22 protein-coding genes are annotated in these 19,777 nt (G+C 45.6%); 11 read left to right on the top strand and 11 right to left on the bottom strand.

Annotated elements, in window-relative coordinates; all coding sequences use genetic code 11:
- Window positions 1-56 precede the first annotated feature (56 nt).
- The 4 genes from MXMO3_RS17150 to MXMO3_RS17140 all read left to right on the top strand — a co-directional run bounded on the left by MXMO3_RS17150 (window position 57) and on the right by MXMO3_RS17140 (window position 2,009).
- A complete protein-coding gene (locus tag MXMO3_RS17150) occupies window positions 57-296 on the top strand; it encodes a hypothetical protein (protein WP_162889343.1) in 240 nt (79 codons plus the stop codon).
- 401 nt (window positions 297-697) lie between these two features.
- Entirely contained in the window at window positions 698-823 is a 126-nt protein-coding gene (locus MXMO3_RS19035; protein ID WP_281273960.1) for a hypothetical protein, read from the top strand.
- Window positions 824-843: 20 nt separating this feature from the next.
- Entirely contained in the window at window positions 844-1,749 is a 906-nt protein-coding gene (locus MXMO3_RS17145; RefSeq protein WP_117396917.1) for an ArdC family protein, read from the top strand.
- Window positions 1,749-2,009 carry a hypothetical protein gene (locus MXMO3_RS17140; protein ID WP_117396916.1) on the top strand — a complete coding sequence of 87 codons (261 nt, stop codon included), beginning with the start codon at window positions 1,749-1,751 and terminating at the stop codon, window positions 2,007-2,009. The genes MXMO3_RS17145 and MXMO3_RS17140 overlap by 1 nt, the downstream gene beginning before the upstream one ends.
- A gap of 57 nt (window positions 2,010-2,066) precedes the next feature.
- Here MXMO3_RS17140 and MXMO3_RS17135 read toward each other — a convergent pair whose 3' ends face one another.
- Window positions 2,067-2,459: a hypothetical protein gene (locus MXMO3_RS17135; protein ID WP_117396915.1), complete on the bottom strand. Its 393-nt coding sequence runs from the start codon at window positions 2,457-2,459 to the stop codon at window positions 2,067-2,069.
- Between the two features lie 484 nt (window positions 2,460-2,943).
- Between MXMO3_RS17135 and MXMO3_RS17130 the strand changes: the two genes are divergently transcribed.
- The 3 genes from MXMO3_RS17130 (at window position 2,944) to MXMO3_RS17120 (ending at window position 4,668) form a co-directional block, all read left to right on the top strand.
- A complete protein-coding gene (locus tag MXMO3_RS17130) occupies window positions 2,944-3,273 on the top strand; it encodes a DUF736 domain-containing protein (RefSeq protein ID WP_117396914.1) in 330 nt (109 codons plus the stop codon).
- A gap of 349 nt (window positions 3,274-3,622) precedes the next feature.
- Window positions 3,623-4,309, top strand: a complete 687-nt coding sequence (locus tag MXMO3_RS17125; protein WP_117396913.1) for a ParA family protein — start codon at window positions 3,623-3,625, stop codon at window positions 4,307-4,309.
- Window positions 4,306-4,668: a stability/partitioning determinant gene (locus tag MXMO3_RS17120; protein WP_117396912.1), complete on the top strand. Its 363-nt coding sequence runs from the start codon at window positions 4,306-4,308 to the stop codon at window positions 4,666-4,668. The genes MXMO3_RS17125 and MXMO3_RS17120 overlap by 4 nt, the downstream gene beginning before the upstream one ends.
- Here the strand turns inward: MXMO3_RS17120 and MXMO3_RS17115 are convergent.
- The 8 genes from MXMO3_RS17115 to MXMO3_RS17085 form a co-directional block, all read right to left on the bottom strand.
- Complete coding sequence (locus MXMO3_RS17115) at window positions 4,649-5,164, bottom strand: hypothetical protein (RefSeq protein ID WP_117396911.1); 516 nt, start codon at window positions 5,162-5,164, stop codon at window positions 4,649-4,651. The genes MXMO3_RS17120 and MXMO3_RS17115 overlap by 20 nt on opposite strands.
- Window positions 5,164-5,928, bottom strand: coding sequence for a ParA family protein (locus MXMO3_RS17110; protein WP_117396910.1), 765 nt, complete (start codon window positions 5,926-5,928; stop codon window positions 5,164-5,166). Before MXMO3_RS17110 ends, MXMO3_RS17115 begins: the two co-directional genes overlap by 1 nt.
- Complete coding sequence (locus MXMO3_RS17105) at window positions 5,925-6,182, bottom strand: hypothetical protein (RefSeq protein WP_027836120.1); 258 nt, start codon at window positions 6,180-6,182, stop codon at window positions 5,925-5,927. The genes MXMO3_RS17110 and MXMO3_RS17105 overlap by 4 nt, the downstream gene beginning before the upstream one ends.
- A 38-nt stretch (window positions 6,183-6,220) precedes the next feature.
- Window positions 6,221-6,349: a hypothetical protein gene (locus MXMO3_RS19030; protein WP_281273959.1), complete on the bottom strand. Its 129-nt coding sequence runs from the start codon at window positions 6,347-6,349 to the stop codon at window positions 6,221-6,223.
- 150 nt (window positions 6,350-6,499) lie between these two features.
- Window positions 6,500-7,444, bottom strand: a complete 945-nt coding sequence (locus tag MXMO3_RS17100; protein ID WP_162889348.1) for a glycoside hydrolase family 104 protein — start codon at window positions 7,442-7,444, stop codon at window positions 6,500-6,502.
- A gap of 171 nt (window positions 7,445-7,615) precedes the next feature.
- Complete coding sequence (locus tag MXMO3_RS17095; protein WP_117396908.1) at window positions 7,616-8,047, bottom strand: hypothetical protein; 432 nt, start codon at window positions 8,045-8,047, stop codon at window positions 7,616-7,618.
- Window positions 8,044-10,965, bottom strand: a complete 2,922-nt coding sequence (gene mobF / locus MXMO3_RS17090; RefSeq protein ID WP_117396907.1) for a MobF family relaxase — start codon at window positions 10,963-10,965, stop codon at window positions 8,044-8,046. The genes MXMO3_RS17095 and mobF overlap by 4 nt, the downstream gene beginning before the upstream one ends.
- The gene (locus MXMO3_RS17085) at window positions 10,962-13,199 is read right to left on the bottom strand and encodes a type IV secretion system DNA-binding domain-containing protein (RefSeq protein WP_117396906.1); all 2,238 of its coding nucleotides are present in this window, start codon (window positions 13,197-13,199) and stop codon (window positions 10,962-10,964) included. The genes mobF and MXMO3_RS17085 overlap by 4 nt, the downstream gene beginning before the upstream one ends.
- 152 nt (window positions 13,200-13,351) lie before the next feature.
- On the opposite strand from MXMO3_RS17085, the gene MXMO3_RS17080 reads away from it, so the two are divergent.
- The 4 genes from MXMO3_RS17080 to MXMO3_RS17065 are packed head-to-tail and all read left to right on the top strand — an operon-like array spanning window position 13,352 to window position 16,186.
- Window positions 13,352-14,056: a DsbA family protein gene (locus MXMO3_RS17080; RefSeq protein ID WP_162889347.1), complete on the top strand. Its 705-nt coding sequence runs from the start codon at window positions 13,352-13,354 to the stop codon at window positions 14,054-14,056.
- 23 nt (window positions 14,057-14,079) lie between these two features.
- Window positions 14,080-14,550 carry a YajG family lipoprotein gene (locus tag MXMO3_RS17075; RefSeq protein ID WP_117396904.1) on the top strand — a complete coding sequence of 157 codons (471 nt, stop codon included), beginning with the start codon at window positions 14,080-14,082 and terminating at the stop codon, window positions 14,548-14,550.
- Window positions 14,528-15,754: a nitrilase-related carbon-nitrogen hydrolase gene (locus MXMO3_RS17070; protein WP_162889346.1), complete on the top strand. Its 1,227-nt coding sequence runs from the start codon at window positions 14,528-14,530 to the stop codon at window positions 15,752-15,754. The genes MXMO3_RS17075 and MXMO3_RS17070 overlap by 23 nt, the downstream gene beginning before the upstream one ends.
- Before the next feature lie 3 nt (window positions 15,755-15,757).
- Window positions 15,758-16,186 carry a thermonuclease family protein gene (locus MXMO3_RS17065; RefSeq protein ID WP_162889345.1) on the top strand — a complete coding sequence of 143 codons (429 nt, stop codon included), beginning with the start codon at window positions 15,758-15,760 and terminating at the stop codon, window positions 16,184-16,186.
- 703 nt (window positions 16,187-16,889) lie between these two features.
- Here MXMO3_RS17065 and MXMO3_RS17060 read toward each other — a convergent pair.
- Both MXMO3_RS17060 and MXMO3_RS17055 read right to left on the bottom strand, forming a co-directional pair.
- Window positions 16,890-18,590 carry an alpha/beta hydrolase family protein gene (locus MXMO3_RS17060; protein ID WP_117396901.1) on the bottom strand — a complete coding sequence of 567 codons (1,701 nt, stop codon included), beginning with the start codon at window positions 18,588-18,590 and terminating at the stop codon, window positions 16,890-16,892.
- A gap of 64 nt (window positions 18,591-18,654) precedes the next feature.
- Window positions 18,655-19,776, bottom strand: coding sequence for a C4-dicarboxylate TRAP transporter substrate-binding protein (locus tag MXMO3_RS17055; protein ID WP_117396900.1), 1,122 nt, complete (start codon window positions 19,774-19,776; stop codon window positions 18,655-18,657).
- Between the last annotated feature and the right edge of the window lies 1 nt (window position 19,777).

Genomic DNA, 19,777 nt, shown 5'->3' with positions numbered 1-19,777 from the left:
ATGGCCGTAGCTCTGTGGTAAACCCGGTCTGTTCATTTTTTTATCTCTGTGAAACCATGAAACTTTATAACAGCGTACTTCATCACATTTATCTGCAAGGCTATGCAAAGCGAACCTTTCCCCGTTGGCTTCGGAAATTTATCGCTCGTACTGAGCTGCATCGTGCTTGGCTTTCTGGTTATGACGGCTGCTTTGAACAGAACGGCGTGAGGTACGGCCCGACAAATCCCTATAATGGTGCGTTGCCAAGTGGTGGTGCTGATGTGCCCCTGACCGAATACCTTGATGGCGAATAATGATGTCAACGCAGAGGACTATGGCGGCTAGGGGAAAATCAGCCCCTTTCTTTTCAATCATGTGGCCGCCCTTTGAGCGGCCTCTTTTTTTGCCGATTACTTGATTGCCAGGGCGCACAAAAAACCGGCAGACGGGTGGTAGACCCGTCTTAAAACCTCTTTCCAGCTTAAATCAAAACCGGCGACGCTACGCTGTTTGTCAATGAACTTCCGCCGCTACGCGGTTCCCGAGAAGTACATTGACAAATCGCCGGTGAGTTTGATCGATCGTCCGAAATAGTCGCGAAGCCATAAATGGCCTCGCGGCTTTTTTGTTTTTGAGGCGGACGCTCGCCGCTAGGCAAGGTTTCAGAGAGCGGGCCGATTGTTTGGCCAGCCCTGAACCTAAAGGAGCAACACCAATGAACTTGATCAATTCTTTTTTGAACTTTGCCCAAGATTTGATGGCGCTGATTGTCCTCGGTGGCCTTTCAATCGCCTTTCTTTATTGGGCCGAAATTTTTGTTTTCCTGACCAACAAATTCTAATTTTTGAAAGTAATTAAGCCATGTCCAAATCAGAGATTTATAACGATATTACAAACGCAATTGTCGCCCATCTGGAAAGCATCAATCTTGATGATTATGAAGCGCCTTTTGGTTCGCTTTGCGAGTTTGGCTTACCCCATAATCCAACCACAGAGAGCAATTATTCCGGGGTGAATATTGTCAATCTATGGGTTTCCCAATTTTCAAAGGGCTATTCTAGTGCACGCTGGGCGACCTTCAACCAATGGAAAAAATTAGGAGGTAAGGTGCGCAAAGGTGAAAAATCAACGCCGATTATTTTTTACAAAACCCGCTTGATCAAAGACACCAACGAGCAAGGCGAAGAGGACGAAAAATCCATTCCAATGCTCAAAATGCATCGCGTATTCAATCTTGATCAGATTGAAGGCATTGAACTTGAGAGCCAGTCAGCCAAGGAATTGACCAACCTTGTTGATCGCATCGCCCTTGCAGATGAATTTTGCAAAAATACAGGTGCCAAGATCATCGAGAACGGGCGGAAGGCATTTTATCAGCCATCAACCGATAGCATTACTATGCCCGCCCCTGAATTGTTCAATGACACCAAGACAGCAACGGCCACAGAGAATTTTTATTCAGTCTTGTTTCATGAATTGACCCACTGGTCTGGCGGCAAATCGCGTTTAAATCGAGATTTGAAAGGACTTAAACAAAACAAATCGGCCTATGCCTTTGAGGAACTTATCGCAGAGCTTGGCGCGGCCTTTTTGTGCCCCAAATTCAACATTGGCCAATTTGCACGCAAAGACCACGCCCAATATATCGCCTCATGGTTGAAGGTGATGAAAGACGACCCGAAATTTGTGTTTAAAGCCTCGGCCGCCGCAAACAATGCAGTCGCTTATTTGGAAGGTCTGCAATCAGATATGAGTGAGGCGGCATAATGGACGATAAAGCCTTACTTGCCTCATATGGATATGAACTTTTGTCGCGTGATGTGATGTTGAAAAAACGCGGCGAACCATTTGAAGGACTAATTCGCCGCTCGGTTAAAATGGGTCTGACCCACCATCATTTTGTAATTGTGGACCCGGAAAGCGATGATCAAGGATTTATGATTTGGGGTGATGATGAGAACATTCTTTTGAAAGATGCGATTGATGCGTTGAGCCTTCGACCTATTCGCAGTTTGCGCAAAATATGAAGGTTTCCCCCTCTCCTTTCATGGAGGGGGGCTTTTCTTTGCGGGGTTTGGCCGGGTTCAAAATCGCGGCAAATCTTGTGTGATAGGTGGCAATTTCAACTCAACGATTGAGCCGCTTGTGTAATTCCAAGTTGCGCGCGCCGGCCACACAAGATTTGCACAGGCTGCGCCTGCTACTTGAAGCGATTTTGAATCCTTCGTGCCCAATATAACTAAAAACGAAGCGGTTGGCGCTGCATGGCGCTGTGCGTTGCCTATAAGCTCTCCCTTTTTAAATTTGCAGGCCGGTTTTTGCGACCCGACAAAATGAGCGAAATGCTCATTTTTCCGGCCCACGCCGCTACCGCGGTAACTGGAAGCCGTTGAATTTTCCCAAAAAGACCACCCGACTTTTAGCCATTGATTTTGATAGGCAGTCCCAGGGGATGATAGCTTGAACTTCTTGCTCATCCTGTCCAGTGGATTACTGGTGGCCTATCTGACCGCTTACCCTTGTGTCTGGCAGATAAGGTTCACCTTTTTGGTTTTCCTTTTTAGGTAATCATAGCTTTGACGGGGTTTCCGAAACTTTCGACACATACTGGCAGTACCTTGTTGTTACCTATCACTTTCGGTGAAACTGCAAAAATCACTTCATCAAATATGCTTTGCAAGTTGTCACCTTTTGACCCGATAATTCCTATTTTCCACAAAGATAATGGTGCCGGTCATTAAGCTCCTTTGAGGGCGTTTTTTTATTGATGAGCTATGTCAGTCGGTCGGTGAGCTGCAAGGTGCGCGCCTGATCAAAAATTTCCCCTGGCTACGCCATTCCTCGCGATAGCAAATTTTTTGTCGCTTTCCTCGATTGTACCAATCGCCCTTTGGGTGCACCTCCCCTCTTCCCGACTGTCCTTTTTAGCACATCAAAAACGCTTACAAAGGAGCAATCAAAATGACCAACGAACCAAACATCATCCGCTTTGAAAGTGCAGAAATTATAGGGTCAAAAGGTGAAGGCCGTCTCGCAACCCTGACTTTTGATGAATTGATTTTTGCAGAGCCGGTAAACAGCGATAACGAAAAGGCACCAACTCACCAACTCTTTGCCAACAGCCCTCGGGGCGCCCGGGTTCAAATCGGCGCCATCTGGCAAAGGGAAAATCAAAAAGGTGAACCTTATCTATCGATCACCATTCCACAGCTTCACTTCCGGGCCAATCTCGGAAAGGCCGCTGGACAGGATGAGCAAGAAGTTCAAGCTATCATCCCCTGGAACAGCTAAACAAATTACCAACCGGCCATTGGCCGGTTGGTTCTTTTTGGTACGTTGAAGTTACTAAATAGTAGCTTTATGTTATAGGGTAGCTTTCTGTTACGATGGGAAACCACATAGATACGATTTGTTAGTAACTAGCTATCAGTTACCAAAATGGTATCATGTAGCTAACATAATGATAATTAATGTTTTCTAGTCGTTTTATATAGCTAGTAGCTACTAGATTGGAATATATAGCTAGTAGCTACTAGATTGGAAAATATAGCTAGTAGCTACTAGTAATTTTTTGATAGTTAGTAGCCTTTTGTTAACAAGTAGATAATAGGATTCCATCAAATAATTGAAGGAGCAAGCGATGCCGATAATTTCATTTGCAAACCCCAAAGGAGGGGCAGGAAAAACAACTTCTGCCCTTTTGTTGGCAAATGTCCTTGCGTCTAAAGGTGCTGGTGTAACCATTGTAGATGCAGACCCTGAAAAATGGATTTCTGGATGGGCCAACTTGAGCGATAATATCAAGAAAATTGAGATCAGAAGTGATGTAACTGAGGATTCAATTGTTGACATAATTGAAGATGCTGCACGAAAGACGCAGTTTGTTATTGTCGATCTAGAAGGAACAGCATCATTGATGGTTGCAAATGCAATTGGGATGTCCGATCTAGTTCTAATTCCTACTCAGGGTGCATCTATGGATGCACGCGGCGCAGCAAAAACTATTAAGCTCATAAAGAACCAAGCCCGCCTCGCTCGACGTGAAATTCCACATTCAGTAGTTTTCACGAGAACAAGTGCCGCGGTGGCTTCAAGGTCGCTAAAAAATGTTCGAAGCCAACTGGAAGATGCCAGTATCCCTGTTTTGAAAACTTCAATTGTAGAGAGAGCCGCCTACAGAGATCTTCTCGACTTTGGTGGACTGCTTGAAAACCTACCTTCAAAAGATGTTTCAAATTTGGAGAAAGCAATTAAAAACGCCAGTGAGTTCACTCGCGATATTCTCGAGTTATTGGAAATCTCATCTAAGAAAGGTCGTGCCGCATGAGCAACAAACGTGCAAGTCTTGGCTTCGATGATGATAATGAGCAATTGTCTGATGACCCGCTCGCCAATATTGATCTTGGCAAATGGGAGCCGGAAAATATCGAGCGCAAGCGAGTTGACCCCGCAGCAGGTTTGGAAGCTGCAAAAAGCTCAGGATTTGTGAGTAGAGAGCCAGCAAGAGATACAAAAGCAGCTAAACCGCGACGTAGACGTACTGGACGTACCGCTCAGATAAATATCAAGACAAAGCCTGAATGCATTCAAAAGTTTTATGATCTAGCAGATGCAAATGATCTTGGGCTTGGACAAGCTTTCGAAATGAGCATTGAACTTTTAGAGCTTAAGCTTCGACAAAAATAAGGTCGCAAATTTTTTCGCTCATTAGCTTTGAAACACAGCTCATATCTGACATGGCATTCAAACTGTCACCGAATAATTGGTGGCAGTTTTTTATTTGATCGCTAGTCAAGGGAATGCTGGTTCGGGCAACAGTCTTGCTGTCGTTATCGCCATTGTTGCCCGTAGTTGAATTTTGTACCGGCCGACCCGAAGTGGACAATATTTTTGACACTTCAATCTTTGCTCGTGAAACAAAATGTTTCAGAGCCAAATCCGGCGTGGTGTTATTGGCTTCAGCAAATTGAGCGATCTTTTGATTAGCCTGGTCGCTCAAAATTATTCTGATTGCCACCGTCTTCTTACCTTTCGAAACAGATGTCAGCTTTTTTTCTGGCCTGGCAGGGCGCTTTACAGATGATAGCTGTTGTTGAGCTGAAGCAACTCTTGCGTTCATGGCAATTTCGGGTTCTTCAGTGCCAGCAATGCTGCGCCTCTTGAGTGGACGTTTCTTGACCATTATACGCTACCCCCATATCTCAATGTTTCTTTTGACAGACCCGTTGCAAACTCCAAAATCTTTGTGATGGATTTTGATTGCAACTTGGTGCCTTTGTTTTTTTCATGTGCTTCGGCGGCCGGACCAAGAGGGCCAAAAAAGGGCAATTGCTCACAAACCTTTGAGGCAGGAATGGGGGTGTCCAAAAAGGGCATTTCCATCAATTGAGACAATACGAAATATTCTGACTTTGTAATTTTGCTCACGTCAGATTCAGGCGCCATTGCATCAATGATGCCTTTAGACGCGTCAGAGAGCACCATCCTAATTTCGGGGTATTGCTCCATATCGGGGAACGACGAACGAAGCGCCACCATCCAATCATATGTGCTTTTTGCCAATTCATAATCAGCCGGGTTTGCGCGGAGTGGGATCAGGATCAAATCGGCAGCATAGGCAATATCCTCAGTATCTTCATTTGAACCTGGGCGCGTATCGATAATCGTTAGATTGATGCCGTTTCTCTCTGCTTTATCTAAAGCCTCATATAGCCCATCAATCGACCCATGAAGATTTTCATGGGTCAGATTGTGAGGCCACTGAGGGCGCTCAATTTCCCAATTGTATTCTTCAAAGCGGTGTTTCCAATTTGCGAGCTGAAGGTTTCTATCTCCATCGATGAGATGAACCTTTAGGCCGAGATTAAGCGCGCCTGATGCAAGCATATAGGCGAGGGTGGTTTTTCCCGCGCCGCCCTTTTTGTGCACGATAGAAATGGTTTTCATATTGCCTCCATTTTTCGACCTTCAGGGTCGTCATAAATTAAGAAGAGCCAACCGTTGATGGTCAGCATTTCTTGTTCATCACGATCAAACGCCTCAAACTTTTGCCCAAGGTCTTGATCAGGCTTAATCAGCAATCGCAGCTCATAAGCATCGGCTTCGGCAATGACTGGATTTGAAAATCCGTCATTGACCGCCTCTTGATGATTTGAAGGCGAGCAGCGTTTTGCAGCTTTGCTATTTTGTAGATTTGTCATTTTTCATGCTTGCCTTTTTGTACTTTTGCCAACATGCATCATTGCTGTTTTGCTGTTTTGCTGTTTTGCTGTTTTGCTGTTTTGCTGTTTTGCTGTTTTGCTGTTTTGCTGTTTTGCTGTTTTGCTGTTTTGCTGTTTTGCTGTTTTGCTGTTTTGCTAATTTTCACTTTTGTAGTTTTGTAAGTTGTCTCCCCATAAGGTGGTCTGTTCTGTCAATTTCTGGAAATACGGTGGTTCAGAGCATGAAAATTTCGCTGATATGGCCGTTTTTTCGGCCATACAGACGATTTTTCATCTATTTGGTGCGGATATAGCTTCTAGCCATAAATCGCGCTCATAGCGGCTTTATATTGATCGCGGTTGATGATGGCGCGATTGCCCGCAATGCCATCATAGGCTGACTTGTCATTTTGAAGTGGCAATCCAGCCCAAACACCAGCAACGCGGTCCATGAACTGTTCTATGGAGAGTGTTCCAGCTTCAAACTTTCCAAGTCCCGCATCCATCAAGAGGCGAATGGCGAGCTGATCCTGAAGCCTCTTATCAAACACAGCCCCATGTGAGATCGATTCAGCTTCAATCAGATAGGCCAAAGTATCAGGAATGATCTGATACCGGCCTATGGCGTGAAATTGCCCTGGTGTATCTTCGATCCACCGCAATATCTGGCCAATGGTCAAGGTTGAAGGCAGTGCAGGGGGCTTCACCTTGGCCTTGTAATGAACCGCATCATATTGCCGGTGAGGGGCTTCGACTGAGGCGATCAGCGATAGAAGCTGATCACGCCTTGTCTTGCCCTCATATCGAGAAGGCAGCTTTGCTAGCTTGAACTCATAGCCACGAACAGACTTCTCGAAGTAATGTTGTTTTTTCCATTGTTCGGTAGGAAGCGCCCATTCAATCTGCAAAGGCTTTCGGACAGACAGTTTAAAATCACCTGAAGTAGACCAATCATTTGCTTTAACTTCAGCCGCACTCACAAGACTAATCATTAGGGAGGCTGTAACGGCAAAATTGATATGCAAGATTTGAGATGGATTGAGGCCGACCAGCCCAACAAAAGCCGTGCTTTTGTTTTCGATGGGTGAGGGGGATGCCGACCGGCCCCAAAGTGGAGCAGCAAGAAGATTGCTGCGCATTAAAACGGCGAGCCTTGAGATTTTGTATCTCCGGCACAGAGTAAGTTTTTTTATGAAATTCGGAACTTCGTTCCTCATTAAGATGCACACGTTACGCACCCCCATGCAGGAGCGAAAATGCAAGCATTTTCAATAGTTTAGATGGTGTTACATCTAAATTCTTTGAGGCATGAAAATTCACTATATATTTCAATGAGTTATGGGCGCTGGTCCAGCTTGTCCCGCCTTGTGGTCCAGTCTGTCCCACACGCTGGTCCAACTTGTCCCGTGAAATTCTTGTAAATCTCAACAAAACTAAAGCTCTTTTTCTTCCTGCGATTGTTCTTTTTCAGGTTCAGGAACGACATGCTCACGTTGCTGGAATTCGCGTAATCTTTCTTGAAGATTTGAGAGCCTCGGAGTGTCTAAACCGATCAGATCAGCGGCAATAGTTTGATGTTTTTGTGCGCGTAGATTTAAGTGACGAAGTGCGTCCTTAATCTCTTCAGATTGATTAGCAGAAAGCGCGATGATCATTGTTTTGATAGTAATCAATGATTCATTTATAGCCTGAATTTCAGCTTTGAAACTGCCAGTGTCTAAAGGTGGGTGTTTAACGCTTGAAGCTTCTTTAAGTTCTAAAATACGTTCATCCAACAGCTCGCTACTTAACTCACCATTGGCGGATTGTGCCAGTTGCTCAGCTTCAGGGCCAATTCTCAATCGAGGCTTAGTTTTCACAGTCATCGTTCGATTTCTCCGCGTTCTTTTTGTTCAATAAGCTCGTCAATCGCCTTTTGTAGGTCGGCCATATAGCTTTGGTCTAACCCTTCTTCTTTCTCTTTCTCGCGATCTGCTAGGACAATTTTTTCATCCTTTTCGGCATCTTTGACTTGATGCGTTTCATCATTTTGAGTTGTTTTTTGTGACTGCTCAGTCTCTTTTTCAGCCAACTCTTTTGCCTCAACGGCCGCAATCTTCTCACCAGTTTTTTCGAGCAGCTGCTGTGAAAGACGTTCTGCATTATCGGTTACTAGGATTGCCTCATCTTTTGCGCGAGATATTCCCACATAAAAGGCTTTTTGATCTGTGAGGTGTTCGTTCGCCGTCATTGCAACAATGATGCGATCTACGGTCTCGCCCTGCATTCCATGAGTGGTCACTGCATAGGAATAGTCCATCCCAGATGCAGCAATTGATTGTGTGGATATTTCTTTGATGGTGCCATCGGACATACGAATAACTGCCCCATCTTCGCGAAAGGACTGAATAGTTCCGCTATCGCCGTTTTTTATCTCTGAGGCTTTATCCTGAATCTTGAATTTTATCTCATCACCGATTGCGAACGCACGTTCTTCACGCTCGAAAAGAGATATTGAGGTTCCAATCTTATTATTCTTTTCAGGGTGAAAAGGGATCTCTTGACCGCTCTTCCGGTCCTTTAGAAAAAGCTGTTGGCGAGTGGAGCCGTCCATCGCCTTGCTGAAAACCTCGTAAATCTTATTGGCAGCTATACCTTCTTGTTTGATGTTTTGATGGGCAATAACAATGTCACCATCACGATAGCTCAATGGTTCAGATAGTTCGGTTCTTGATAAGTGAAGATTGTTGAGCCCGTTGATAGAAAAATCTCGGTCGCCAAGTTTGCCCTCCACACGCAAACCGTCTCTCACATACTCATTTATCTGAGCTCGAACCTTGTTCGATGGAGTTGTAATACCGGCTTTTTTTCGATCATCTTCATTAAGACTAAGGAAGCGCGATGCCGCGTCTTGGGCAATGTCACTTGTTTCGATGATCTTGTTGTTAATTTTTTCAAGCGCTTCGGTTACCTCACCCTTGATTGAGTGATAAACCGCGTCCCTCAATGTATCATTTCTTTGGCGAATAATGTCGCCAACAATGGCTGTCCTCATGCCGCGTTGCTGCATCAAATGGAACGGGCTGCCGGCTTCCACACTATCTAATTGTTTTGTATCGCCAACAAATACGACACGCGCAAAAGTTTTTGCTTTTGCAAGTTCCAATAAGCTTACCATTTGGTTGTTAGAGAGCATTGATGATTCATCAACGAGAAGGATAGTTTTTTTAGGGTCAATGTCAGCTTTGGGACCGCGCCTCATGAGGAATGCTGACACTGTTTCTGCGCTTTTTACTGCCCCCGTCATTTGATCAACGGCGGCGTGAGACGGAGCCAGACCATGCACATAGAAACCAACATTGTCAGCCTCTTTGGTGATGTATTTCATCATGAATGTTTTGCCGACCCCAGCGTGACCTTGAACACCTACAAACTGGTCTTTTCCAGATAATGAAAGAATTGCTCCTTCTTGCTGCCCAAGTGACATAGGCGTTTTTCGCAATTTTTGTTGGAGAGCGCTTTCTAAGTTGCGATCACCTAACTTTGTCGGCAATAAACTGGACCTCGACGTTGACCTGAGTAAATAATCGATCTTCTTTTCAGTTAAGATCGACTGATTATCAGTCAGTAGTGGTTCGCTACTTTTACGGTCTTTCGCGTCAAACAAAATACCTGAACTTTGCGCAAGACGAACGGCTCCTTCAGCTTGTTTCGCTGTTAGATTGCGTTTCGAAAATCTCATAGTTTGCTCTAGAACTTCAGATTTAGAGTAAACCGTTTTCCGCTCTGAGATATGTGCCACAGCTTTTTCTACAGCTTCACGGGCATTATCAGAAACAATGTCGTTTCTTGTCTGCGCGGGTACGTATGCCTTAGATCGTTGTTGCTGGTTCGCTGCCCACTCGTCAATTTGAGTTTGGCTCATGCCGTAGTCTCTTGCCTGGCTATGCCATAACTCGCGCAACTCCATTCGGTCTAAATCTTTTTGCTTGGCCGCTCTCGTTGCCAATGCGGCAGCTTGACGAGTCCGAGGATTTGACGGGAGGTTTTTTTCTTCTAGCGCCTGATCAATTTCTTTTTGTCTTGAAGAATAGTGGTTCTGTAACTCTTTTGGGACTTCCTTCAGCTCAATGAGTTTTTCTGACCCTACACGCTCAACCGTATAACCAATGTCAGAAGCGCGTTGAGCCAATTCATTTCGGTAGATTTCCGAAACCAACTTTTGTGAACGAAGTATGAGATCATTTTGCAACGCTGTATAATTACCCGCTGCATTTTTAAGCATGTTTGGAATGACTGCGTGAGTGTGTAGCTGAGGATCTAGCGCGCGTGACGTATCATGTCGCACCAATGCGGCAATGATTTTTCCTCCATTCTCAACCTCGATCTTACCATTGATTTTTCGCCTTGTTTGAATGAGGTTTTCTTCAACGTAACTAATGGCTGCTTTAACTGCCTGATCATGGGCTTCTACAAGACGATCATCGCCAAAAACTAATGCAGCGATCGACACTGACTTTGGGGCAGAAAAAGTTAAATCCTCACCATAACGTCTATTCTTGACGCCCTTTGACATATCCCGACCTTCAACCAGTCCATCTGGGCCCTTTTCGTACGTTTGACCCTCAAGCATCTTGGTGAAAATGTTGTCATCAATCTGTCCCTCAAGACCAAGGGCTTTGGCTTCTTTTCCAAACCATTGAGCAGCGGCCTTCGCTTCTTCACTCCCTTCAATATAGTAACCTTCAGCCTTATAATATCCACTTGAGGCAGCGCCAGACGAAACAGTTTGCCGAGACATCATGGCTTTTCGCCCTCAGAATGGTAAAACTGGCTGAGACCTTCATAAATAGTGTTCTTCGGCTTGTTAGCTTCGGTTTCCGGTTCGTGAGATTGGAAGGAACTACTTTCCATGTCTGAGTGGGGGGATGGTTTTCCCCGCAATTGCTGTAATGGAAATAAAATTTCAGTGAAGGGGGCAGGGGTCTTACGAGACTTCTGGCCAATGCCAGCCATCATCTGTCCGGAAGGTTTGGGAATGCCAATCTCATCTGTCGCAACACCTAAAGCCTTTTGATTCAAAAAATGCTGAAGGAGCCAAATATCGTTTTCGTCATCATCCAATAGATCGGGATATTTTTTCTTGATCCTGATTTTGTAGATGTCAAACTCTTGAAGCGTTTCTTCGTCTTTCATGAGTTTTTTTTGGGCTGATGATTGAGGATCTGGCGCGGTCTCATCTTCTCGCTGACCAAGGAGCTGCATTACACCCTTTGCTGGATTGTTGCCCAAATATGGTTCAAACGCGGGAGCTGAAACCGATTTTGGAAATGCCTTGAATTCCACAAATGCTGTTGGGCTGTCATACGCAAAGCTAATGTAGCCTTCAAATTGAGCTAACGATTGTATTTGGGAGGCCGTGACAATCCTTCTTTCTTGTCGTTGGCCCATAAAACCAACACCATCACGACTTTGGTGGGCGCCAACAGTGATACTTTCCCTTCGCTCTTCAACATCTTCAGAGCCAAGTGACTTAGAAAAAATTTCTGCTGTATCTGCATCAGGCGTATTAAAGATAATACGGTTGTTGAGGTTGCCAGCGATGGTTTTTGCATCTTTGTCACCGTAAATGCTTTCCAACTGTGAAAACACTTGGTAGCCAACAACAAACGCGCCACCAAACTGTCGAATTTCAGCAAGACTTTTAGGAAGAAATGGTAGACGATTGAGTGTAGGGACTTCGTCCATCATAAACCATATACGCGGATCATCCGACTGCGGCATAGTCATTAGCGCATTGGCAGCGACCTCAAGGATAGACGATATTATGTTTCGGTTTGCAGCGGCATGTTCGGCATCTGCTGTGAGAAATACAAACCCTTTTTTGTTTTCATCGTGCACCCATTCACGCGCAGAGAATGGCTTTCCATCGTCTCTCAAATGTTCAAGGAACCTGAGTTCTGTGATCAAATTTGCGCGAATTGAACCCGCTGTTTTGGCAGTTTCTGAATTGAAGAAGTGGCGACCAGGTGTTTTTTCAATCAGCTCTGCAAGCTTGTTGGCAGGAATATTGAGAATTGCATCCCGTAGTGCCTGATTGGACATTTCTTTTTTTTCAAAAAGCGTCTGGGCAGCATAATCAAAAACAATCCGGGCTGCCTGTGTCCAAAAAGGGTCCATTGAACCTTTATTGTCAGGTATGAAAACTTCCGAAAGCTGAGTAAAAAACTCAGGGCTTTTAGCTTCATTAAAAGGTGACCAAGAATGTGACCGTTGATCAAATGGATTGATTATGATGTCTTTTTGAGGGTCATAAAATTGGGACACATATGTGCCCATTCTGTCATAGATTATGGCCTTTCCATCCATCTCTCTAACGGTCGATAAGAGTTCAAGAATAGCATTACTCTTACCAACACCTACAGTGCCGCATATGACTGTTTGTGCTTCAACTGTGTTAGGTGGAAATTCGATGCCAGCGATCGTATATCGCGGCCCCTTTTTCCGTTCTTTCCCAAACTTTTTTTCATATTGTGCCCACTTTAATTTGGACCATCGTTTGAGCTCTTTGTAAGAAACTAGCTTAGTGCCTCTTACATGACTGTCTCCCTCAAGCTCACGTCCACTGAAATAAAAAACACAAAAAGCAATAATCGCACCAACTATTGTTGGAATGAACGCCATCCATGCAAATGCAATAGCTTTTTCTTCATAGTCTTTGGAGAGGCCAGCAATTTCCGGATTTGTAAAAATTGCTTGTGCTGTATCTACAATGAGCCCGTTTTGGGGATGATTGTAGTTCAAGAGGACATCAGGCGTGCCTCTTGTTTCGACAAAGAATGTTGCTTGATAGTGCACAAAAATGAGTGGGATATTTTCAAACTTGAAGTAGCTAAAAGATAGACCTAGCCAAACAACAATGAAAATACCCACTGCAAACATGAGAGTGCCTTTGACGACTTGAAGCCCCATACGAAACCAGTGTTGGGTTGTTTGTCCGCCTCTAATTAGTACGTCTGCATTCGATTTTCTCATCATGTGAAAGCCTTTAGCCACCAAAGCGAAGTGTTAATTTTTTATGAACGAAAAGGATAATTTGATTTATACCCTTTTTTAATATAAACACAACCTATCAAAAAGGTTTGGTTTATTAAATATATCGCATTGGCGGAACTGGGAAGGTTTCAAGAGTGAAAACAATTCAATCATTTATGGGAGCGTCGCTTGTTGGGTTGACGCTTTGTCTGAGCAGCAACGCCCAAGAATTATCTGATTTTGACGCGCAAGTTAGAGATACGCTTTTGCGAAATCCGAGCATTATTCTTGAGGTGTTTGCAAAGCTCGAAGCAGAAGAGGAGCTTCAGAAAGCTAAGGCAGACCTTAAACTAATTGAAGGCGCTGAGGCTGATTTGTTCGCTGACGTTTCATCAGACGAGCCAATTTTAATCGAATTTCTAGATTACAATTGTGGTTACTGTCAGCGTGCCCATGGCGAACTTCTTCGTTTAAGAGAGGCCGCGCCTAACGTGAAAATTGTATACAAACAATTCCCAATTTTAGGTGACGAGAGTCGCAAACTCTCCGAACTGATGACTGCTTTTTCTCACATTGCTAGTGAAGGCGATTTTGAACACGCCCATACTAAGCTGATGACAGGCGACCGAGAAATTCGCTCTGACCTTGTTAGCTTCTTTGAAGAATATGGAGTGAGCTATGATGAACTTGTGAAGCTGTCCAAATCGGACCTCGTTCAAAATGAGATACAAAATAACTACAGCTTGGCGCGGTCACTAAATATCAGTGGAACACCTGGGTTTGTATCTCGTAAAGCAATTGTCCGAGGGTATGCTGACGCGGTTCGGCTAAAAGAAATATCTGAACCAGTAACTGAATAGTTCTACTTACTTTAGGAATAAAAATGAAACTTAAGAATGTCCTTTTTATTGCAGCCGCCGGCTTTCTTCTGACTGGTTGTCAAACTCTACCCAAAACGGTGTCAGAAATGCCCCCACCACCTGATAAGGAAGAAATCATGGTGATGGCTTATCGAAGCTATCTCGGAACAGTAGGTCGTGAAGGCAAGGATCTTCAACTTCACTCGGTAACTGCACACAAGTTTTTTGAAGGCTATGATTGGGCAGCTTGTATTTCCAGTGCCGAGGTTACTGAAGGCAACATTTATACTCACTCAAAAGAACTAAAAACACCCGATGGAACAATTTATGGCAAAGGCTTAGAACTAAAGGTGGCGGAGGGTACGCCTACACGCAGAATGTGGACCATGATGATCCGTCTTTATGATGATGGATGGGGTGCACCATTCTTCCGTCATGGGGGTGCAAAAATAGGTTTCTTGAAGGTTTCAGATGTCTGTAAAAGCTCAAACTAATTCCGCGATTTTCCTATTCCCTTCCCTAAAAATTAACCCTGCTCCGGCAGGGTTCTTTTTAGGCGTTGCATCGGGCCTATCTTACCTGTTTGGCTGGCCCTTCTTTTCAGCGCTTATCTTGATGTTAGCGCTGAAATGGTCGCGTGAAAAAGGCGTTCCTGCGCTTCTTTTTCTCGGTGCTGGTTATATGGTTGGATCAAGTACATGGTTCTTCCCAGGAACAGGCGGACCCCTCAACTTGTTTACAGCCATATTGGGAACAGCACTCCTGGGGCTCATCTTTCATGGGCTTCCTCATCTGGTTTTGTTGCATAAGCGCGGCTGGTTCGTTTGGCCTTTCCTGATAACCCTATTTGAATTCATTGCCGAGCAAATTGGCGCTGTAGGGGTGTCGATCGGTCTGTTAGGGCTACAAACACCCTTGGCCTATCTCACCACCCTTGGCAGTCTTTATTACACTTCAATCGCCCTCGGCTTCATTTTGGTGCTGCCGATCGCAATTAAAAAACTAAACCCCAGTACTCCGGCTGCGTGCCTTGCTTTGATCTATCTGGCTGGTATGCCCATAGTGCCAAAGGCTTTGCCCATCGATATTGGCTATATTCGTCATAACCCGCCTTCAGGTCTTAAATGGGAGCCTGAAAAAGCCAATGAAATTTTGAATAGCTTAATTGAGCGCAGCAAAGAATTTGAAAATGTCGATCTCATTGTTTGGCCTGAAAATGCCGTAACGACGACCTTCAACATGGGAGAGGCAATTGAACAGGTGAGGGAAGTGCCCAAGCCGCTTTTGTTCGGAATGACCAGATATATGAATGAAGGTCAACCAGAACTATTGAACTCTGCCATATTGCTTCAAGGTGAGACGGTTAGCGCTTCTGATAAGCTGGATAGGGTGCCTTTGATAGAAGGCGGCTTGGGGCCGCTTGTGCAACCATCAATCCATTCTGGCGAGCGCCGTATTTTTGAGCTTGAAAATGGAATCCGCTTTCTGACCCTCCTTTGTTACGAAGTATCGTTTCAGATTCCAAAACAGGACTTGGAAGGGGTGGATTTCATTCTGGTGATTTCTGCCGAAACCGGACTTTTTACCCAAATGACCGCACAGGTCTATGACTGGCAAGCCGCTGCGCGGGCCCTTGAAACGGGATTGCCAATTCTAAGGGTAGGGGATGCAGTAACCGTCCCTGAAAAACAGGAGTAAGGCGTGCTGAAAACGATTATGTTCTGTTCTTCAATCTTTGTAGTGGACGGTGACACGGTTAAATGTGATGGCCTTAGCCTTCGCGACATGGGCGAAGGCCGGCCATTTATTTCCGGTTACGATGCCCCGGAAATTTATTCCCCATCTTGCGAAAAGGAATATGAGCTTGGGATGCGCGCTAAAGCGCGTATGGAGGGGCTGATTGCACAGAATGAAATCGTGATTATCGATTCAGGCGAACGTGACAAGACAGATAGCCGGCGCCAACTTGTTTCATTGCAACTTCAAGATGGAACCGCATTAGGAACAATTTTGATTAAAGAAGGTCTGGCTCGGCCGTGGCACAAGAGTTATCGGGCGGACTGGTGTTCAAATCGTGTCATAAGGAAAAACATTCTAGATGTCTTTTTCGACCTATGGCAGCAACTATAGTAGCTTGACCACTACTATTGAGTTCATTTAACACCTCCGTTATAATAGGTGGCCGAAAAAATGATTTGTCAAAGCTAATTAGAATTGGCTCTAGGCGGGCTATTTAGAGACGTCTCAGTCATAGAATTTAGAGTATTCTGACAATCGCCTGAAGCGAGCATTGGCTGACCGTAAGAGTCAAAGCCAATGCGTGTAGACCTTACCAAGATATACAATAAATGTATAATATGTAAACATATTCCATGCGGTTGCACCTATGGAATATATCGCATCTTTTCCAAAAGTTTATGAGATTTGTTCCGCTCCTCAAATGGCAAAGATGGGCGGATTGCGGACTTTTGTTATTTGCGTAATGACGCGCCATAATGACAAAGAGATGCTAAAAATTGTAGCCACTCGACCAGATCTTTCTAATCATAAATTCTTCGTGAGCGAATAGACAAACAACAAAGAGCTGTTTCGAGGGTTTGTTACTCATAGACCTTGAAAGACAGTAAAACCCAAACCGCGGGATGGCGAGGAGATGCCGGGCATTGCAAGGTGAAAAACATAGCGGTCATGAGTTGATACAGTGAAGCGCACGTTTTTGGGAGATAGGTCGCTGCTCCAAACTCGGCCATCATTGGCGGCATAACACCGCCAATGGTTTTTTCGTGAACTAAACCACTACTTATCAATTATAGTTCAGCAGTGTTCGTTTCAATTATCCTGCAAACTGTGTTGCCTGACCAGCGACCACAAACCAGGTGATCAACATTGCATTTACGAATGCACCGGGTAAGTAGCTCGCGGTCCTGCGATACAGGAACGTGCTGATAATCGCTGCCGCCAATAACAGTGGGACAAATTGGAACATCACGATTGTGTTCAGCGGCTCTGATGGTGTGAGCAAAGTGCCAGTTGTGAACAACGTGCCATATTGCAAAAGCAAGAACACGAGAAACCCGCCCATCAACGCCAGTGCATTCAGGGCATGTGTCGTCCAGACACTTTGTCCAGCAACGGATAAGCCCCCATGCAACGCACGAAGCGCAAACACAAAGTAAACCGCAAATGGGACCAAATAGACCATCGCCGTTGGGAAACGCTCCGCGGTCAAAAGCTTCACGCCGACAAACCAGAAGCGGAAATCGACCTTAAGGAAGAAATCAACCAGCACCGCCGACATGTAGGCAACAAAGATAACGGAGACCGCCAACACGAGTGATCGAACAATCTGGATTGAAAACGCCACCTTTTCTGAGCGTACAAAAAGCCCAACAAGCGCTGCAACAAGACCATTAATTACCGCCCAAAAGGCAACTTGGGTTGTAATAGTTTGCGGCAGCAACGCAGAGGCAGGGAACAAGCTTTCAGCAAGGTTGAACAGAGGGTAATAGTTCAAGACGGGGAAAGCCGCGCTAAAGAGGAATAGCCCCCACCATTTGGGTCCACGTGTCGCGTGGGCTGAACCGACCGATTTTGAGTTCAAGTCGCGCAACCAAGGTGTTCTCAATAGGATTTGGGAAGTCCCGAGAATGAGGACCACGAAACCGATCAGGCCCGCCAAGGTACCAAGTTCTTTATAAAACCAGATTTGGTTTTCGGAAGATAATTTATTCCCGCCCTCCAGCGTTTTTGCAAACCAGTCTATTGAGTGACCGATGGCGGCATGAGAAATATGGTCGCCAGGGTGTGTAACGGGCGGTTGCCAAAGTATACGGGCTGTTCCTTCTTCGATACTGCCGTAAAGCTTTCCTTCTTCAACTGCCGTTTCGGTACCGAAGAGTGCCATAAGCTTCGGGCTGGTTTCGACATTGTCTGCCTTGGCCACACCCCACATGAGCGACGAGAACTCGTCATAAGCAGAGAAGACAACAGAGACGTTGCGTGGCCATTCAAGGGTCCCTTCGGCTGCGAATGGCGCCCCTACACTCGACCCTTCAAGCACGATAGACTTATAGTCGTCGGGGTGAGTTGCAGCGGCGGCCAAAATCGTCCAACCGCCCATTGAATGGCCTTCCATCCCAATATTGTCGGTATCGACCATATCTAGACTTCGCAAATATTGCAGCGCAGCGGGGCCGCCAAATCCGGCAGAAAATGCAGCTCCTTGCGAATAGCCGTGGCCTGTTTGATCAATCGATAGCACGACATATCCACGCCGCGCATATTCGATAGCAAAGCCAGACTGCACCTCACGGGAATTGATATACCCATGCACCGCAAGAATGCCTGGCGCTTTGGTTTCTGCCGTTGCCCCAGGAGGGACATACAACAAACCGCTTTGCAGATTACCGCCCGCGCCGACAAAACGAACGTCCTTAATTGTCACATCACTTGAAGTCTGTACCAAATGCGCGGCAATTGACCCTATCAACAGGATCGCGAGTCCGATCCAAAATAGTTTCGAGTTCTTAATCATAAAACCTATATCCTCATTGCATTAATATTGAAGGAAAAACTGCTTTATTCAGGTCAACAAGTGATTAGTTTGTCCCATAAGTTTCAGCGTCGAGAGGGTCGTAGATCTCGGTTTTCGCCAATTCTGCCAGCGCATCAGTGTCAGTTCTATCAACGCCTTCCAGCAACTCAGCCCAGCGATCAACAACCGCTTTAAACTCAGTCAGGATCTGCTCAGGATTTTCGACACCGCGACGCTTCGCATTTTCAATCAAGGCTGCTTCGTCTGCGACAACAAATTCCGCAAGCGCTTGTTGCAACGCGGCGTCAGGTTCGAAAATTTTCATGCCGCCATCCGTCGCCGAGGAGACTGCCTTTGTGACATCTGCATCAAATTCCACACGGTGGTTCGCCAGTTCATATGCCATTTCGTCGAACAGAACGTCACGCTGATCGGCAGTCAGACCTTGCCAGAAACCCTTGTTGTAACCCCATTCGAAACCCGCGTAATAGTTGCCGATTTCAAGCGTATTCATTGATGTTACGACGTCTTTCAGGCTGAAGCTATCCAGCGCATCGGCAGCGGCCACTGCGCAATCAAGTGATCCTGTATCCAGGCCGGTGTACATTTCGCTGGAAGGGATCGACACGGGAACTGCGCCAATATGTTCTGCAAAACGTGTCCACGCACCGCCAGCCATGCGTAGGCGTTTTCCAGCTACATCGGCGAGCGTTTCGACGGGCTTATTGCACATCATAAAATATTGCGAGGTCGAATATCCGCCACCAAACACAATTCCGTTCTTTGACCATTCCTGCAACGCGGCAGGGTTTGTCAGTCCAAACTCAGTTGAGGCGAACGCCATAACCATTGGGTCTGTATTGTAAAACGCCATATTGCCGATCAAGTTGGCGATTGGCAGTTCTGCCGGCGTATAGGTGCCAGCATGATAGCTGACTTGCGCCACGCCATCGCGAAGCCCTTGCAAAGACGCCGCTGGTGGTAAAAGTGACCCAGCAGAAAACACACGGAACGTCACCTCGCCATTGGTGCGCTCGGCGACGCGTTGCGCCCAATCCACATAGGGTCCGCGGACCATTGAATGGCGCTCAGAAAAGAAGTGATTTGCATTATATTCTGCGGCAATCGCTGGGGCTGTAAGCGTCAGGCCCAGAACAGCGGCAAAAAGGGGTTTCGATAGTTTCATT

The organism is Maritalea myrionectae, assembly GCF_003433515.1.
Lineage (GTDB): Bacteria > Pseudomonadota > Alphaproteobacteria > Rhizobiales > Devosiaceae > Maritalea > Maritalea myrionectae.
This window is presented reverse-complemented; position numbering and strand designations above follow the sequence as displayed.

What these genes read in the sequence shown, in the direction of transcription:
- MXMO3_RS17055 (WP_117396900.1), bottom strand. Translation starts at nt 19,776, where the DNA reads ATGAAACTATCGAAACCCCTTTTTGCCGCTGTTCTGGGCCTGACGCTT.
- MXMO3_RS17120 (WP_117396912.1), top strand. Translation starts at nt 4,306, where the DNA reads ATGAGCAACAAACGTGCAAGTCTTGGCTTCGATGATGATAATGAGCAA.
- MXMO3_RS17060 (WP_117396901.1), bottom strand. Translation starts at nt 18,590, where the DNA reads ATGATTAAGAACTCGAAACTATTTTGGATCGGACTCGCGATCCTGTTG.
- MXMO3_RS17130 (WP_117396914.1), top strand. Translation starts at nt 2,944, where the DNA reads ATGACCAACGAACCAAACATCATCCGCTTTGAAAGTGCAGAAATTATA.
- MXMO3_RS17110 (WP_117396910.1), bottom strand. Translation starts at nt 5,928, where the DNA reads ATGAAAACCATTTCTATCGTGCACAAAAAGGGCGGCGCGGGAAAAACC.
- MXMO3_RS17085 (WP_117396906.1), bottom strand. Translation starts at nt 13,199, where the DNA reads ATGATGAGAAAATCGAATGCAGACGTACTAATTAGAGGCGGACAAACA.
- MXMO3_RS17070 (WP_162889346.1), top strand. Translation starts at nt 14,528, where the DNA reads ATGTCTGTAAAAGCTCAAACTAATTCCGCGATTTTCCTATTCCCTTCC.
- mobF (WP_117396907.1), bottom strand. Translation starts at nt 10,965, where the DNA reads ATGATGTCTCGGCAAACTGTTTCGTCTGGCGCTGCCTCAAGTGGATAT.
- MXMO3_RS17150 (WP_162889343.1), top strand. Translation starts at nt 57, where the DNA reads ATGAAACTTTATAACAGCGTACTTCATCACATTTATCTGCAAGGCTAT.
- MXMO3_RS17145 (WP_117396917.1), top strand. Translation starts at nt 844, where the DNA reads ATGTCCAAATCAGAGATTTATAACGATATTACAAACGCAATTGTCGCC.
- MXMO3_RS17075 (WP_117396904.1), top strand. Translation starts at nt 14,080, where the DNA reads ATGAAACTTAAGAATGTCCTTTTTATTGCAGCCGCCGGCTTTCTTCTG.
- MXMO3_RS17140 (WP_117396916.1), top strand. Translation starts at nt 1,749, where the DNA reads ATGGACGATAAAGCCTTACTTGCCTCATATGGATATGAACTTTTGTCG.
- MXMO3_RS17095 (WP_117396908.1), bottom strand. Translation starts at nt 8,047, where the DNA reads ATGACTGTGAAAACTAAGCCTCGATTGAGAATTGGCCCTGAAGCTGAG.
- MXMO3_RS17105 (WP_027836120.1), bottom strand. Translation starts at nt 6,182, where the DNA reads ATGACAAATCTACAAAATAGCAAAGCTGCAAAACGCTGCTCGCCTTCA.
- MXMO3_RS19035 (WP_281273960.1), top strand. Translation starts at nt 698, where the DNA reads ATGAACTTGATCAATTCTTTTTTGAACTTTGCCCAAGATTTGATGGCG.
- MXMO3_RS17115 (WP_117396911.1), bottom strand. Translation starts at nt 5,164, where the DNA reads ATGGTCAAGAAACGTCCACTCAAGAGGCGCAGCATTGCTGGCACTGAA.
- MXMO3_RS17125 (WP_117396913.1), top strand. Translation starts at nt 3,623, where the DNA reads ATGCCGATAATTTCATTTGCAAACCCCAAAGGAGGGGCAGGAAAAACA.
- MXMO3_RS17135 (WP_117396915.1), bottom strand. Translation starts at nt 2,459, where the DNA reads ATGAGCAAGAAGTTCAAGCTATCATCCCCTGGGACTGCCTATCAAAAT.